Origin of the sequence: Pseudomonas sp. YNh (assembly GCF_037993085.1) — a bacterium.
Lineage (GTDB): Bacteria > Pseudomonadota > Gammaproteobacteria > Pseudomonadales > Pseudomonadaceae > Aquipseudomonas > Aquipseudomonas putida.
On record NZ_JBBMRJ010000020.1, the window covers coordinates 69,063 to 83,088 of the forward strand.

At 58.1% G+C, this 14,026-nt stretch carries 14 protein-coding genes; 3 read left to right on the forward strand and 11 right to left on the reverse strand.

Going from position 1 to position 14,026, the window contains the following annotated elements:
- Positions 1–468: 468 nt before the first annotated feature.
- From WF331_RS19830 to WF331_RS19880, 11 genes are all read right to left on the reverse strand, one after another.
- Positions 469–828 carry a RidA family protein gene (locus WF331_RS19830; protein ID WP_009681604.1) on the reverse strand — a complete coding sequence of 120 codons (360 nt, stop codon included), beginning with the start codon at positions 826–828 and terminating at the stop codon, positions 469–471.
- Positions 829–864: 36 nt separating this feature from the next.
- A complete protein-coding gene (locus WF331_RS19835; RefSeq protein WP_009681605.1) occupies positions 865–2,235 on the reverse strand; it encodes an FAD-dependent oxidoreductase in 1,371 nt (456 codons plus the stop codon).
- Positions 2,228–2,563, reverse strand: a complete 336-nt coding sequence (locus WF331_RS19840) for a (2Fe-2S)-binding protein (protein WP_009681606.1) — start codon at positions 2,561–2,563, stop codon at positions 2,228–2,230. The genes WF331_RS19835 and WF331_RS19840 overlap by 8 nt, the downstream gene beginning before the upstream one ends.
- A complete protein-coding gene (locus WF331_RS19845) occupies positions 2,553–3,689 on the reverse strand; it encodes an NAD(P)/FAD-dependent oxidoreductase (RefSeq protein WP_340623231.1) in 1,137 nt (378 codons plus the stop codon). Before WF331_RS19845 ends, WF331_RS19840 begins: the two co-directional genes overlap by 11 nt.
- 92 nt (positions 3,690–3,781) lie before the next feature.
- Complete coding sequence (locus WF331_RS19850) at positions 3,782–4,576, reverse strand: ABC transporter permease (RefSeq protein ID WP_197844851.1); 795 nt, start codon at positions 4,574–4,576, stop codon at positions 3,782–3,784.
- A gap of 11 nt (positions 4,577–4,587) precedes the next feature.
- Entirely contained in the window at positions 4,588–5,457 is an 870-nt protein-coding gene (locus tag WF331_RS19855) for an ABC transporter permease (protein ID WP_009681609.1), read from the reverse strand.
- Positions 5,450–6,520 (reverse strand): ABC transporter ATP-binding protein, encoded by a 1,071-nt coding sequence (locus WF331_RS19860; RefSeq protein ID WP_009681610.1) that lies wholly within the window; start codon positions 6,518–6,520, stop codon positions 5,450–5,452. Before WF331_RS19860 ends, WF331_RS19855 begins: the two co-directional genes overlap by 8 nt.
- A gap of 40 nt (positions 6,521–6,560) precedes the next feature.
- The gene (locus tag WF331_RS19865) at positions 6,561–7,592 is read right to left on the reverse strand and encodes an ABC transporter substrate-binding protein (RefSeq protein WP_009681611.1); all 1,032 of its coding nucleotides are present in this window, start codon (positions 7,590–7,592) and stop codon (positions 6,561–6,563) included.
- 245 nt (positions 7,593–7,837) lie between these two features.
- Positions 7,838–8,755, reverse strand: coding sequence for a LysR substrate-binding domain-containing protein (locus WF331_RS19870; protein ID WP_009681612.1), 918 nt, complete (start codon positions 8,753–8,755; stop codon positions 7,838–7,840).
- A gap of 151 nt (positions 8,756–8,906) precedes the next feature.
- Complete coding sequence (locus tag WF331_RS19875) at positions 8,907–10,049, reverse strand: hypothetical protein (protein WP_061552265.1); 1,143 nt, start codon at positions 10,047–10,049, stop codon at positions 8,907–8,909.
- A gap of 73 nt (positions 10,050–10,122) precedes the next feature.
- Positions 10,123–11,273, reverse strand: a protein-coding gene (locus WF331_RS19880; protein WP_274119151.1) for an IS3 family transposase whose coding sequence is annotated in 2 segments (ribosomal slippage) — positions 10,123–11,039 and positions 11,039–11,273 — 1,152 coding nt in all. Because the reading frame shifts where the segments join, the coding sequence is not laid out codon by codon here.
- Positions 11,274–11,528: 255 nt separating this feature from the next.
- On the opposite strand from WF331_RS19880, the gene WF331_RS19885 reads away from it, so the two are divergent.
- The 3 genes from WF331_RS19885 (at position 11,529) to WF331_RS19895 (ending at position 14,001) form a co-directional block, all read left to right on the forward strand.
- The gene (locus tag WF331_RS19885) at positions 11,529–11,858 is read left to right on the forward strand and encodes a hypothetical protein (protein WP_009681987.1); all 330 of its coding nucleotides are present in this window, start codon (positions 11,529–11,531) and stop codon (positions 11,856–11,858) included.
- 94 nt (positions 11,859–11,952) lie between these two features.
- Positions 11,953–12,921 carry a DUF932 domain-containing protein gene (locus WF331_RS19890; protein ID WP_279935439.1) on the forward strand — a complete coding sequence of 323 codons (969 nt, stop codon included), beginning with the start codon at positions 11,953–11,955 and terminating at the stop codon, positions 12,919–12,921.
- A gap of 75 nt (positions 12,922–12,996) precedes the next feature.
- A complete protein-coding gene (locus WF331_RS19895; RefSeq protein WP_034023887.1) occupies positions 12,997–14,001 on the forward strand; it encodes a YqaJ viral recombinase family nuclease in 1,005 nt (334 codons plus the stop codon).
- Positions 14,002–14,026 lie beyond the last annotated feature (25 nt).

Below are 14,026 nucleotides of genomic sequence, written 5' to 3' on the forward strand. Positions count from 1 at the left end.
GTTTCGGCACCCTAGCGAAAGTGAGCAAAACGCCGAAGCGTTTAGATCAGCTACATGCACGCACGCCATGTGGCGAGCTAGCTTGCCCAACAAGATAAACTCGTGCGCCGACTCGCTGACAACAGCTGACCTTGGGTTTTCAGGAAGTTACCGGAGAGTGTCTAGCGACCTCATCTATCCGGAGCACAAGCATGGAATTTCGTCACCTCGGTAACGGGCAATACTTCCCGCCTATTGCACCAAACGGTCGGGTTTACGCTGTACCTCTTGGGCAGGAAACCCAGGTACAGATTTTCTGCCTGGCCCCAGTATCCCCCCGGCTGATTGGTAAGCCGTGGGCGCAGCGGCGCACCTTGCGCCGGTGCGCGCGCTCACGCCAGTCAGAAGCTGTAGTTGAAACGCCTCATCACATTGCGCGGTGCCGTGAACACCGTACAGACCGGTTTAGCTGTAGTACTGCGAGGCGGCTTACTCAGCAACCGCGGCGGTCACGATGATCTCGACCAGCACATCCGGCGCGCCCATGTCGCACTGGGCGGTGGCGCGCGTGGGGGCGCAACCCGGTGCGGTCCAGGCGTTCCAGACCTCATTCATGCTGTCGAAGTCACGGGCCAGGTCTTTGATCCAGATTTGCGCTGTCAGCACCCGGCTTTTGTCTGAGCCCGCCTTCTCAAGATAAGCTTCAATTTTCGCCAATGTATCGCGTGTTTGGCCGGCGATATCTTGAGTGCGGTCATCGGCGGTCATCCCGCCGACATAAATCACACCATTATAAATAACGACCCGGCTACGGCGCGGGTCAGTTTCGATGCGAACGATATCACTCATATAGGCTCCTGGATTTTAGTATGAAGAACGGGCGAACTAATGTGTAAGTTCGCCCAGTAAAATAGGTTTGATAGGGGCGCGAACGCGGTAGTGGCCGACCTCGTTAGGATCGACGTTGCGCGTTTTCGCGATAATTTCGGTGACGGTTAAACCGCAGAAACGTCCTTGGCATGGCCCCATGCCGCAGCGGCCAAATGCCTTGGTTTGATTCGGCCCATGGCAGCCCAACGCTACATAGCTGCGAATCTGCCCAGCAGTCACTTCCTCGCAGCGGCACACCAGCACGTTATCGTCTGCGGGAATTCTATTTTCCTCCTGGGGGCGATAAAGAACATCCAGGAACTTTCTGATGCTCGTAGCGTTTTCCAACTGCTGAGCCAGTCCGGCCAGTTGATGTCCCAAGCCCTGCAAACTTCCAAGCTGCGCCCCAATTGCCAAGGCCGCCAAGCGTCCCTGTACAGCAGATGCCTTGGCGCCGACGATGCCTCGGCTATCACCGGCGACGTAGATCACGGTGTCGCCCAGGCGTCCATGCTCATCGGTATGCGGCAACCAGCAAAGTTGCTCGGGGCTCCAATAGTGCGCGGCGCCCGTCGAGAGGCTGAGTTGCGCATTCGGGACCACCCCTTGATGCAGTAACACCAGAGAAGACGCGACGGACGTGCGCTGCCCGCGATGTTTGAATTGAATGCCTTGGGCCGCATGGTCCCCCACGATTGCCAGGTCGGTAGCGCCCGAGTAAACCTTGACCCCGTGACGCTTGATCGACGCGAGCAGCTTCATGCCCTTGGCAAGATCACGCCAGCCTTTGAGCGCACCAGCCGCTTCGCGCAACGCCCGGACATAAGCCGACTGTGGTGTGGTGTCCACCAACGCCTTGATCGCCACGCCTGCCCTGAGGTATTGCCAAGCCAAGAGGTAGAGCAGCGGACCGCAACCGGCGAGGACAACGGGCTCGGTAGGCAGTGCACCAGCCCCTTTGAGCATGATCTGACCGGCACCCGCGCCCATTACACCAGGTAACGTCCAGCCTTTGATGGGGAATGGTCGCTCCATGGCGCCGCTGGCCAGTACGACATACTTGCCGACGATGTCTTCATTATGGCCATTGGCGATGTAATTGATTTCCCCCGAAGCGGCCACGTTCCAGACCACCGCACCGGTGATGTGGATAGCACCGCTGGCTTTGAATTCACGAGCAAGGGCTCGGCCTGCGACGTAATCCGCGCCGAGGATGTGTTGTATGGCTTCAGGAGCGGACTCGATCCGCCGATAGATCTGGCCGCCGAGCGCTGGTTGCTCGTCCAGCACGACCACCGTCAACCCCTGGGCGCGTGCCTGGCAGGCTGCGGCCATTCCAGCTGGGCCGGCACCGACGACCACCAGGTCTACCGGGACATTATTCATGGCACCCTCCCATTTCGCCGAGGTCCAGTGCCACAGCGCCGAGTTGACGCTTGATATGCATGCCGTCGCGCACCGGGACCATGCAACTTTGCCGTGCGGGTACGCCGTCGATTTCAACGAGGCATTCAAAGCAAACACCCATCATGCAGTACGGAGCGCGGGAAACATTACCGACGATACTGGAGCGGAAATCACGGGCGCCTTGGGTCAGCAACGCGGCAGCCACACTGATGCCCTCGGCGACGCGCAATTCTTGCCCCTCGAATGTGATTTTTACCGTCCGCCCAGCAGGCGCGTTCGAAACAGAAAAAAGCGGCTTAGTGGTCATGGGTAAAACTCGCGTTGGGGTCTAGGAATCTGTCGCTGTGGAACCCTTCGAAGTTCGGGGGTGAGGGTGTTATGCCCCCGACCCAGGGCCCGATGACGTAGGCGTGGATTGCCGCCAGTGTCACGCCGCTATGACAAATAACGGCATAGGCCCCTGGGCACGTCGTCGAACTCTGGTACACCGGGTAGCCGTCGGGGGTTAAAGGCCGAATGGCGCCCCATGCTCGAACGAGCCTCACATCCTTGAGGGCGGGAAACGTATCTACAGCCCGTTCGGCGAGCCAGCTGATCTTGTCAGGTGTCGTGCGATCATCCAGACCGACATCTTCTGAAGTCGAGCCGATCTGCACCGACCCTTCCTTGGTCTGCCGCGCCTTGTTCGTCGGGTAGGGGATAAACGGCTTGAGCCGCTCGGTGATCAGCACTTGCCCGCGCGTCGGGCGGGTTGGGGCATGCAACCCCACTTGCGATGCCAACTCGGAGATCCCGATACCGGCGGCGAGTACGAGCCTGTCGCTGTTCCAGGATTGGCCATCCCGGGAACGCGCCGTGAATTTACCGGTACCGGGGTCCTGCGAGACCGCAACAACGTCAACGCCAGAAATGATATCTGCCCCCTTCATTTTCAGACCCGCATGCAGTGCCCTGAGCAGCATCAAGGGGTTGGCGTGGCCATCATGAGTACCGAAGCTTCCGCCGACGACCTTGGGGCCTAGCCCAGGCAAATGCTGCCTCAGCTCTGCAGGGCCCATCATTTGATAGGGGATATCACCCACTGCTTTGTTGATTTTCTCAAGCAAGTCCGCCCGCGCTTGTACCTCTTTTTCGCTGAACCCAAGCCAGAAGCCGCCCGTTTGCTCAAGCCCCGTATCGACACCCGTCAGGCTGAGCAACTCCCGGTGCAGTTCCGGCCACTGTCTTACGGCATCGCGCGTCCATTGCGCATAGCGGGGCATCCCACCACCTTTGCTCGATAACCAGACCAGGCCAAAATTTCCCCGAGAGGCGCGTAATGCGGCATCCCCTTGGTCGAGGACGGTGACCTTAAGGTCCCTGCGCGCGGCACCGTAGCCAATTGCCGCGCCGACGAGTCCACCGCCCACTACGATCATGTGTTCTTTGCTCATACTTCACCTCCGCAACTGTGCGGCAGCTCTTGAAAAAAGGGCGAGCGGCTCCTCGCTGCCAAAGTCTTTGGAAGCGAAAAGTGCACCTGGGCCTATTTTTTACCGATTAATACTTTGTCCAAACCGACAATACGGTCTAGCAAAAACATGAGGATCATCGTTCCCACAATCATTACCGTGGAAACCGAAGTCGTCACCGGGTCGGTCATCAATGCGATCCGTTCATACAGGGCAACCGGAAGTGTCGTAGTACCCGGGGTGGAGACGAATATCGTCATGGTGACTTCATCGAAACTTTGAATGAAGGCCAATAACCAACCGCCGGCCACGCCTGGGAGAATCAAGGGAAACAACACTTTCCAAAAGGACACATATTTAGAGGCGCCGAGTGAGCGTGCCGCCAGTTCCGCATCGCGATCAATCCCGATGACAGCCGCCAGGGTAAGCCGCAGTGAGTAAGGCGTGACGATCAATGCATGCACCAATAACAGCCCGATGAACGAACCCGAAATCCCCGCCACTGAAAAGAACCTGAGAAACGCTACACCAAGCACGACATGAGGAATCATCAAGGGGGAGAGAATCAATGATGTAAGTGCTTCGCGTCCGGCGAAACGGTATTTGGCAATAGCTATCGCGGCGGGTACCGCGACAATGGACGCAATCGTCGCCGCGCCAAGCCCCAGCCACACCGAGAGCCAAAACGCATTGATCAACTCCGGGGCGTCCCAAATGGCTTTGTACCACCGCCACGAGGCGCCGTCGAAAGGCATCGATATATAGCCCTTGTCTGAGAAAGAGACCAATACAATGATCAACAGCGGCGCCACAATGAAACTGACGAACAGTGTGTGGAAGAGTATTGCAAAGGGTCCGTTACTTTCCAGGCTGCGATCACTCATACGAACACCTGCTTGAATTTTCGCTCGATCAATCGATTGCTGCCGATCACCACGAAGACAATGGCAATAAGCAAGAGCACCGCAATGGAAGCGCCCAATGGCCAGTTCATCGTGGAGAGAAATTCATCGTAGATCGCCGTGGTGACGACTTTGACGCCGCGACCGCCGATCATCGCCGGCGTGGCGAAGGCCGAGGCAGACAAGGTAAAGACGATGATCCCGCCAGACAAAATACCCGGCATCAGCTGCGGCAGCACAACGCGCCTGAAGGTGGTCACCGGGCCGGCCCCGAGGGAGCGGGCCGCATGGGCAATCTGGCCATCGACTTTTTGCAGCGTGCTCCATACCGAGATCACCATGAAAGGCATCATCACATGGGTCAGGGCAATCACTACCCCGGTCAGGGTAAACATGAGCTGTAGTGGCTGGTCGATCAGACCGAGTGCCATCAGCGCTGAGTTGATAAAACCTTCACGTCCCAACAACAGCGACCATCCCAACGTCCGTACCACCACGGAAATGAGTAACGGGCCGAGTATCACGACGAAAAAGCCACCTTGCCATGCGGGCCGCATGCGCGAAAGGATCAGCGTTTCAGGAACGCCAATGGCAATGCAGACGGCGGTGACGCCCAGTGACATCAAAGCGGTACGGGCAAACAGCTCGTAATAGAAACTGTCGCTGAGTACCTCCAGGTAACTGGCCAAGGTATAACTGTTTTGAGTGCCACTCATGGCGTCGAACACATTGAATGAAAGCATGCCAGTCAATGCGATGGGTACGACGAGCAACCCTAGAAACAACAGGAGCGCGGGCAGCGAGAGTACCCACTGAGCACCATTGGCGCGGTAGGTAGTGTCAGCCATGGGCGGCCTCCGCGGATACGACCTGCAGGTCGCCGTCGCCCCAACCGATGCCGACCGTTTCGCCTTCTTGAGGCTGGCGCTCGCCATTGTTCGGTGCTGTCATCTTCAACGCGCCCAAGGCGCTTTCGATTTCGTAATACCACAGGCCACCGAGGAACAAACGTGATGCAATACGCCCCTCGGCTTTCCCAACGCCGGGCGGGGTGAAGCGGATGCGCTCAGGCCGGATGAACAGCATGGCGTCGTCGCCCACCTTGAGCTGCTGCCGGTTCGCGGGCACGACGATGCCGTCCAGGTGGACCAATGCCTGTCCCTGGGAGATGGACTTCACCTTGCCCATGAGAATATTGGTCTGACCCAGGAAGCGCATGGCGAAGCTGGAGGTGGGCTGGTCGTAGACATCTTGAGGCTTACCCAGCTCTGCGATGCAACCGTCGGCCATCACAGCGATTCGGTCGCTCATTGTCATGGCTTCGACTTGGTCATGGGTGACCAAGATAGTAGTAATGCCGAGCCGGCGCTGGAGCGCCCGGAGCTCAACATGCATTTCACCCCTGAGCTTAGCGTCGAGGTTCGACATAGGCTCATCGAGCAGCAAGACACTCGGACGGATCGTCAAAACCCGTGCGATAGCGACACGCTGCCGTTGGCCACCGGACAACTCCCGTGGATAACGCGCCCCGAGCCCCGACAGACGGACCATCGCGAGCGCTTCTTCGACACGCGTCGCCAGCTCTTGTTTAGGCACTTTGCGCATCTGCAACCCGAAGCCGACGTTTTCGGCAACGGTCATATGCGGGAACAGTGCATAGCTTTGGAATACGATGCCCATGTCACGTTTTTCAGGCAGCATGCTGGTGATGTCGTTGCCACCGAGATGGACAGAACCCGTGGTAGGGGAAATAAATCCCGCGACCATCTGAAGTGTCGTCGTTTTTCCGCATCCCGAGCCACCCAGCAGCGAGATGAACTCACCGCTCTTAACCTCTAGGTCCAAGTTGCGCACAGCGGTAAAGCCGCCCGAATAGGTTTTCGAGAGCCCTCGGATAATCAAATTACTCATGGCCAATACTCACTATTATTATCATCGTCGAGAAAAGCGCTCACTCAACGGTACGGCTCCACTGTTTTGTCCATTCAGCACGTTTACGGTTAACGGTGTCCCAGTCTATCGGCACCAGCTGCGCAAGCTTCTCTTCGCCATAAGGGACCTCTTCGGCCAAACCCTCTTCGAGCTTGGCTTGCCGGTTGACGGGGCCGAAGCCCTCGGTGGCGAACTTGGCCTGCACACTGGGAGACGCCAGGTATTGAATCAGCGCTTGAGATTTTTCTGCGAGCTTATTCCCGGAAACTACACAGGCCGAAGCAATAATGGCGGGTGTGCCTTCTTTTGGATAAACAAACTCGATAGGAAAGCCTGTTTTTTTCAACGCCACGGCACGGTTGCTACCCCAGACAGCAATATCGATATCGTTGCTCTGGAACATCTGCGCTAATTGGGCATTCGAAGAGGTCCACGCCAATACATTGGGCGCGACATTTTCACGAACGGCTTTGAAGCCTGGGTCCATATCATGCTCACCGCCACCGTTGATGCGGGAGAACATGATCAAGGTATTTAGGCCGAACGTACCGGAGATAGGGTTGGAGGCGACGCGCTTGGCATATTTGGGGTCCGCGATGTCGGACCACGATGTGGGCGCCGCCCAACCATTCTTGGCGAAGACTGCTTTATTGTAGGCAATGCCCGTCGCCACCAGCCCGATACCGACCGCCTTACCCTTGAAGTTCGAGGCTGCGGCGATATCGTAGATGTCCTGATACACCGGCGACTGCGCCAAGTTATCGCACAGGCCAAATTGCACGGCGTAATGCATGGGGCCGTCGTCAAACAAGGCAACGTTGATTTGCTGACTGGCTCGCTGCGCTTGCAATTTGGCAAGGTTTTCACTCGAGCTGCCCGGCACATAAACGACGTTGACATCATGCTTGGCTTCGAACTCGGGAAGGATGACCGTTTCAAAGGTCTTTTGAAAGTCGCCGGAATACCCTGCGAAATAGAGCGTGTCTTGCGCATACGCGCCGCTGCTAAGCGTAATGGCGCTGGCCAATGCAAAGGTGTTGATTTTTTTCATGTCAGCTTCCCCTCCTCACGCGAGTTAACGAGGCAGTGGTCCGCCTCTGTTTTGACTCAATTGGGTAACATCAGTCGGCAGAAGCCCAGCTTCAATGCACGGACTATAATTGTTGTCTTCCAGGAGACGCTTAGCGCCCCAGTTCCGGCTGAACACAACGTTAAGGGGAGCAGCGGTGGACAAGCAAATAGAATATCGCCTTGGCCTATGCACTGGTGATATACCCCCCCTCCCGGGAGCAATCCCTACGCCGGCGCTTTACACCCGAGGCTCTCGAGTTCGCGGGCCAGCACGTCTTTGACGGTCGTCACGAAGTCTGAAATCAACCGATCGTTCGCGCGCTCTTTGGGGTAGATGATGTACCCCTGATGTTTTACGGTGGGCAGAAAAGGCCGCGTCACCATGCCCGAATGGCGGTAATCCAATGAGGCGAGCGGGTTCACGATCGATAGGCCTAGCCCCTGCATGACCAGCGAACAGGTGATTGAACTGTAAGAGGTCTCTAGGCGAATGTGCCGGTCAATACCGGCGTTTTCAAAATGGGTGTCGACCAGTGAGTAGCCATGTTCGGTGCGGGGCAGCGAGATGAAAGGCTCATTCGCCAGGTCCTGGGGGGTTATCACGTCCTTGCGTGCGAGCCGATGGTCTGCAGGCATCACGCAGACGGCGTCTACCTCATACAGGTGCTCATAGGCCAGGCCATAGTTGTTATTGACCTGGGAGACCAAGCCGACATCACAGGTTTGATCTTCAACCCAGCGTGCCACTGTCGTTGCGTGGCCGGTATGGATGGACACGCTGACTTCGGGCAGATTTTGACAAAACTGCTGCATCACCCTGGGCACCAGGCCCAGCGCAAGCATCTGTACTGCGGCGACCGTCAGCGCGCCACCGCTGAACCGCTTGATCCGCTTGGCGGCTTCGTCCAGATGGTGCAGCCCCGCAAAGCTTCGTTGTACCTCCTTGAAGAAGGACCGGGCGTCACTGGTGGGCACCAGTCGCCCTGGCAATCGCTCGAAAAGTTTCAAGCCGGTTTTTTGTTCAAGCAGCGCAATCGCTCTGCTCACATTAGGTTGTGAGGTGTGCAGCGTCTGCGCGGCCGCAGTGGTTGAGCCCGACAACATGACGGCCCTGAACGCCTCAATTTCAGAGAACCTCATCATGGAAAAGTCTCCAATATCGCTTTCTCCACAGCGCCAATATTCAGCTTGCCGGTATGCCGAATCAGTGTTTCAGCCTCTCTCAAAGCAATCACCCCCAATGCAGGACTCGCGCAGCGCTGCGTTAAACGCTTAATGTACCCCAGGTCCATCATCACACGGCGACGGGATGCTCCTTCGCTGCGCCAGGCTCGACGATGGCGGCGCTCAGTCTTGCAGCAACCCTGCGCGTCGGCGATTCGTCGTAATTATCACCTGTTAGTCGCAGCTTACGCCTGTGGTCTTCCTCGGCGCCAAACGCGGCCTCAATCATGATGAGGTGCGCCATCACTTCATCGATGCCGTCAGAAAGAAACGCACGGACCAGGAAGTGTTCGACAGGAGTTGAGAAAAGCTCCGACGCTTGGGGGCTAGCTACACGCAGCAGCTCCCACCTGGCTTCCAGTGCCTGCCGCACATCCTCGGCGGTTGCCCAAGTTCGCAGCCACATAGGGCGTTCGGCTTCCTCCCACTCGTCGTGGTCCACTTGGAAGGAGCACGGCTCCCACGTCAGCCGCTCAGGGTGGGGCGGCGGGTGCGGGAAAGCGCACAGGTCATCGTCGAGGGTATAGACCCAAGGCAGCCGGAAACCCCGCCAGTCCACTTCGGTCATCTCGGCCCAGTCTTCCCATGGCGCCAGTAGCAGGAAAAACAGTGCACGTTCTACCGCAGCGGGGAAGCGCCCGCTGTGGGGAACAATCTCGCCCAGATCCTTTCCGATGGGGAAATCCAGCCAGGAGAACTGGCGATTGCCCGATTCGCTGCGAACAGATACGTCCTCCTCTACGACCATCCAATGAAACTGGGACAGGCGCTGAGCGTCCAGCTGCATGTCTGGATAGCAGCGCTCTAAGCGGGGCGCATTGAACAAAACCTCAAGTTCGGTATCGGCGAATCGACCCATCCGGGCATTGCCAAACTGGAAGGACGGGAGCTCATCGGCCATATCGAGCGGGCAGAGGTAACGCCGCTTAGTGGTGGTACGTTGAAACTCATGAGCCAACAGGCCAGCCACCTTAGCCATGTCTGGCATGGACTGGTTAGACAGATGAGGGGTGCTGCATGGCAGCCCCAGCGACCTAAGCGCATTGCCGATGGAGACCTCCAGCCCGAAGGTGGATTTTCCGCTGTAGTAGCGTTTGGTGAGCAACTCCTTCAGTGCGACGAACTCGCGGCTGCTCCAGAGATTCTGCGAGCCAGGTGGCGGGATGTCCCACAGCGCTTGAAGGGCAGCGACAAGAGATTTATCTGCGGACATGAGTGGCTCGACCCTCCCTGGAATATCTGTTCAAATGGTCCCTGATGGAGATTACTGAATCGCCCCTGGTTTCCTAGACACTCTCCAAGCTCAGGAAATAGCGTTTCTCATACTCTATTGGAAACAGCTGCATAGCACTGCTGTGTCGGCGTTTAGGGTTATAGAACATTTCGATGTAATCGAAAATATCACTTCGGGCTTCTTCACGGGTTGTGTAGATCTTTCGTCGGATGCGCTCCCGCTTCAAAAGTTGGAAAAAGCTCTCGGCTACGGCATTGTCGTGGCAGTTTCCCCGCCGACTCATGCTGCTGGTTACATTGTTAGCCTTCAAGCAGCTTTGCCAATCTGAGCTACTGAACTGACTACCTTGATCTGAGTGAATCATCACTTGCTGCTGTGGCTTGCGTCGCCACACAGCCATCAACATTGCGTCGATAGCCAGGTCGCTGCACATCCTTGGCTTCATTGACCAACCAATTACTTGGCGTGAGAACAGATCCAGCACTACCGCTAGATAGAGCCATCCTTCATAGGTGCGGATGTAAGTGATATCTGTCACCCAGACCTTGTTCGGCTCACTGACCTTGAACTGCCGCGCGAGGTGGTTGGGCGAGGCCACTGTTGGTTTTCCACCGTAAAACCCTGGACGCCGCCGATAGCCCGTTTGCGAACGCAGCCCCTCCGCCTGCATCAAGCGCCCGACTCGATTTCGTCCGCATTCCTCTCCCAGCTCACGTAGGTCATCGTGAATTTTGCGGTAGCCGTATACACCTCCGCTTTCTAGCCAAGCGTGCTTGATCAAGCCAAGCAGACGTTGATCTTCTTTTGCTCGGGCAGATTGAGGCTCGGCCAGCCAGGCGTAATAGCCGCTGGGGTGCACCTTGAGGGTTTGGCAAAGGCGCCGCACCGGGTAATCAGTCGAGTGCTTCTTGATGAAGGCGTACTTCAGCCGCACTCCTTGGCAAAGTACGCGGCGGCCTTTTTTAAGATGTCTCGCTCTTCAGTCACGCGCTTGAGTTCAGCGCGTAGCTTGCGCAATTCGGCCTGCTGATCGTCGTCTTGCTGACGCTGCTCTTGGGGCTTGGTGTAGACCTTGATCCAGGCGTAAAGGCTATGTACGGACATGCCCAGGCGCTGGGCGACATCGGCGACGGGTTTGCCTTTCTCGGTCACTTGCTTGACCGCTTCGATCTTGAACTCTTCGGGGTAACGCTGACGACTCATGGCACCTCCTATTTGGGCCTCATTATGAGGCTTGGAGGTGTCTACGAAACCAGGGGCGATTCAAAGGGCTATCTCTGCACGATGGAGTTTGAGCGACGCTACGCGAGCAGTAGCTATCAGCACTAATCCCGGCCTGTCTCTGCCGATTGTGGCTCGTTACGTCATTGGTTTCGCTTCTGAAATGCGACCATTCGACTCGAAAAAATCTCAACCACACATTATCGCGATGACATAAGCACCAAGGAGGTTAGCCCCATGTCATTGCAGTGCCCTCGCTGTCACTCCCCAAAAATCGCTTCCTTCCATCACGCCATGAGAGTCGGCGCCGCCGTCGGCACCCTTGGCGGTATTGCACGTAGCGTCAGCGCAGCCCTGGGAGGTGGCCAAGCTGGCGCAGCTATCGGCGCGTTCGCCGGACCTGTCGGTATCACCCTAGGTTCCGTGTCTGGTGCCATTCTCGCCGGCCTGGCCGGCGGCGTAGGCGGGTGTGCGCTAGGCGCCCAGCTTGGCGAGTCGCTCGACCGCCACGTCCTGGCCCACAATCTCTGTCTGCTCTGCGGTCATCGCTTCAACCTGCCAGTCTGATCCGGCCCTTTCTCTCCTCTCATTTCAATCGTCCGGTCGGTGCTGCGCCTGGCGCGGCGCTTTATGCCGGCCTGCACCCAAAGGAATCGCTCACATGGCACATCTCGTCGAAACCATGGCCTACGCTGGCGCTACTCCGTGGCATGGCCTGGGCAATCAGCTCACTCAGAAACAACCCATCGAAGTCTGGCAGCGTGAAGCCGGGATGGACTGGCAGATCCTCGAAAGTCCCGTGCATTTCAAATCAGAGGTCACGGGCCATCTGGGCGCAATTCACTCCTTCCCCGAACAGAAGGTGCTGTTCCGTTCGGACACCAAAACCCCGCTGTCGGTGGTCTCGCAGCGCTACCACACCGTGCAGCCTCGGGAAGTGCTCGAGTTTTACCGGGACCTCACCGAGGTATCCGGCTACGAGCTGGAAACCGCTGGCGTGCTCAAGGGCGGTCGCAAGTTCTGGGCGCTGGCGCGTACCGGGCAAGGCGCTGCGATCAAGGGTAATGATCAGGTCAACGGCTATCTGCTGCTCGCGACATCCTGCGACGGCACCCTGGCCACCACTGCCACACCCACCACTGTGCGCGTGGTGTGCAACAACACCCTGACCATCGCCCTGGACGGCACCAGCCGCGCGATCAAGGTGCCGCACAACACCCGCTTCGATCCGCAAGCAGTGAAGAAACAGCTCGGTATTGCCGTATCCCAGTGGGACGACTTCATGTACCGCATGCGCGCGCTGGCCGAACGCAAGGTGCAGTGGCATGAGGCTTTGGGATTCTTTATGGGCGTGCTGTGCGAGACCAGCCCGACCGGCGCCCTACCGGAGGTACTGCCCAACGAGCGTGCGCTACGCAAAGCCCAGGAGCTGTACGAAGGCCGTGGTCGCGGTAGCCAGCTGGACTCTGCACGTGGCACAGCTTGGGGCCTACTCAACGCCGTGACCGAGTACGTCGACCACGAACGTCGTGCCCGCAGCAACGAGTACCGCATGGACTCGGCCTGGTTCGGCCAGGGGGCACAGATCAAGCAACGCGCTCTGGATGGCGCGCTACAGCTCGCCGCTTAGCCCTCACTTACTTCAACCCTCGCGCCCGGTCAGCCTTGTGCTGGTCGGGCGTTTTCATGTCTGCAGGTGAATACCATGAAAGCAACGTCATTGAACGGCAGCTCCCGCAAAGCCCGCCCGGCCCTGCGCCTGGTCAGCACCAAGGAGCTTCCGCGCGAGGACTGGCTGCAGATCCGTAAACAAGGCATCGGCAGTTCGGATGCCGCGGCTGCCGTGGGACTGAATCCCTACAAATCGCAGCTCGAACTGTGGCTGGAGAAGACCGGCCGCGACACTGCGCTGCCTAAGGGCGATACCCAGGATGAGGAAAGCCCGATGTATTGGGGCAACGTCCTGGAACCCATCGTGGCCTGGCACTACAGCAAGCGCACCAAGAACAAGGTCCGCCGCATTAACGCCGTGCTACAGCATCCGGATCCGGAGCTGCCCTGGATGCTGGCCAACATCGACCGTGAGGTAATCGGTGCCGACGATGTGCAGATCCTCGAATGCAAGACCGCCGGCATAAACGGGGCACGTCTCTGGAAGGAAGGCATCCCCGAGTATGTCGAGCTTCAGGTGATGCACCAGCTCGCCGTCACTGGCAAGCAGGCTGCGGATGTAGCCGTGCTGCTTGGTGGCCAGACGCTGGAGATCCACCGCATTGAGCGGGACGAGCAGATGATTGCTCGCCTGATCGAGCTGGAGTGCAAGTTCTGGCGCTACGTGGAGACCGACACACCACCGCCAGCCGACGGGACGGCATCCGCGGAGGCAGCGCTACGCTGCCTGTATCCGGAGGACAACGGTCAGGTAGTCAACTTCAGCAGCCATGCTGGGCTGACTGCCGCCTATATCGAACTGAAGGCCCTGCGGCAGTCGATGGCCGACAAGGAAAAGCGCGAGGCCGAGCTCAAGCAGATGCTGCAGCAGGCCATGGGCGACGCCAGTCGCGCGGAGTTCTCCAGCGGCTACGTCAGTTGGCGCAAGGCCAAGGACAACATCGGTTTCGATGTCGCGCAACTGCTCAAGGACAAGCCGTACCTGCAGGCCAAGTATCCGTTGCTGAAGCCCGGTGCGCGGCGCTTCCTGGTCGGCTGATTTCCTCCTCCATCACCCCTTCCCC

Coding starts and splice junctions, on each gene's coding strand:
- WF331_RS19830 (WP_009681604.1), bottom strand. CDS start 828: ATGAGTGATATCGTTCGCATCGAAACTGACCCGCGCCGTAGCCGGGTC.
- WF331_RS19835 (WP_009681605.1), bottom strand. CDS start 2,235: ATGAATAATGTCCCGGTAGACCTGGTGGTCGTCGGTGCCGGCCCAGCT.
- WF331_RS19840 (WP_009681606.1), bottom strand. CDS start 2,563: ATGACCACTAAGCCGCTTTTTTCTGTTTCGAACGCGCCTGCTGGGCGG.
- WF331_RS19845 (WP_340623231.1), bottom strand. CDS start 3,689: ATGAGCAAAGAACACATGATCGTAGTGGGCGGTGGACTCGTCGGCGCG.
- WF331_RS19855 (WP_009681609.1), bottom strand. CDS start 5,457: ATGGCTGACACTACCTACCGCGCCAATGGTGCTCAGTGGGTACTCTCG.
- WF331_RS19860 (WP_009681610.1), bottom strand. CDS start 6,520: ATGAGTAATTTGATTATCCGAGGGCTCTCGAAAACCTATTCGGGCGGC.
- WF331_RS19865 (WP_009681611.1), bottom strand. CDS start 7,592: ATGAAAAAAATCAACACCTTTGCATTGGCCAGCGCCATTACGCTTAGC.
- WF331_RS19870 (WP_009681612.1), bottom strand. CDS start 8,755: ATGATGAGGTTCTCTGAAATTGAGGCGTTCAGGGCCGTCATGTTGTCG.
- WF331_RS19875 (WP_061552265.1), bottom strand. CDS start 10,049: ATGTCCGCAGATAAATCTCTTGTCGCTGCCCTTCAAGCGCTGTGGGAC.
- WF331_RS19885 (WP_009681987.1), top strand. CDS start 11,529: ATGTCATTGCAGTGCCCTCGCTGTCACTCCCCAAAAATCGCTTCCTTC.
- WF331_RS19890 (WP_279935439.1), top strand. CDS start 11,953: ATGGCACATCTCGTCGAAACCATGGCCTACGCTGGCGCTACTCCGTGG.
- WF331_RS19895 (WP_034023887.1), top strand. CDS start 12,997: ATGAAAGCAACGTCATTGAACGGCAGCTCCCGCAAAGCCCGCCCGGCC.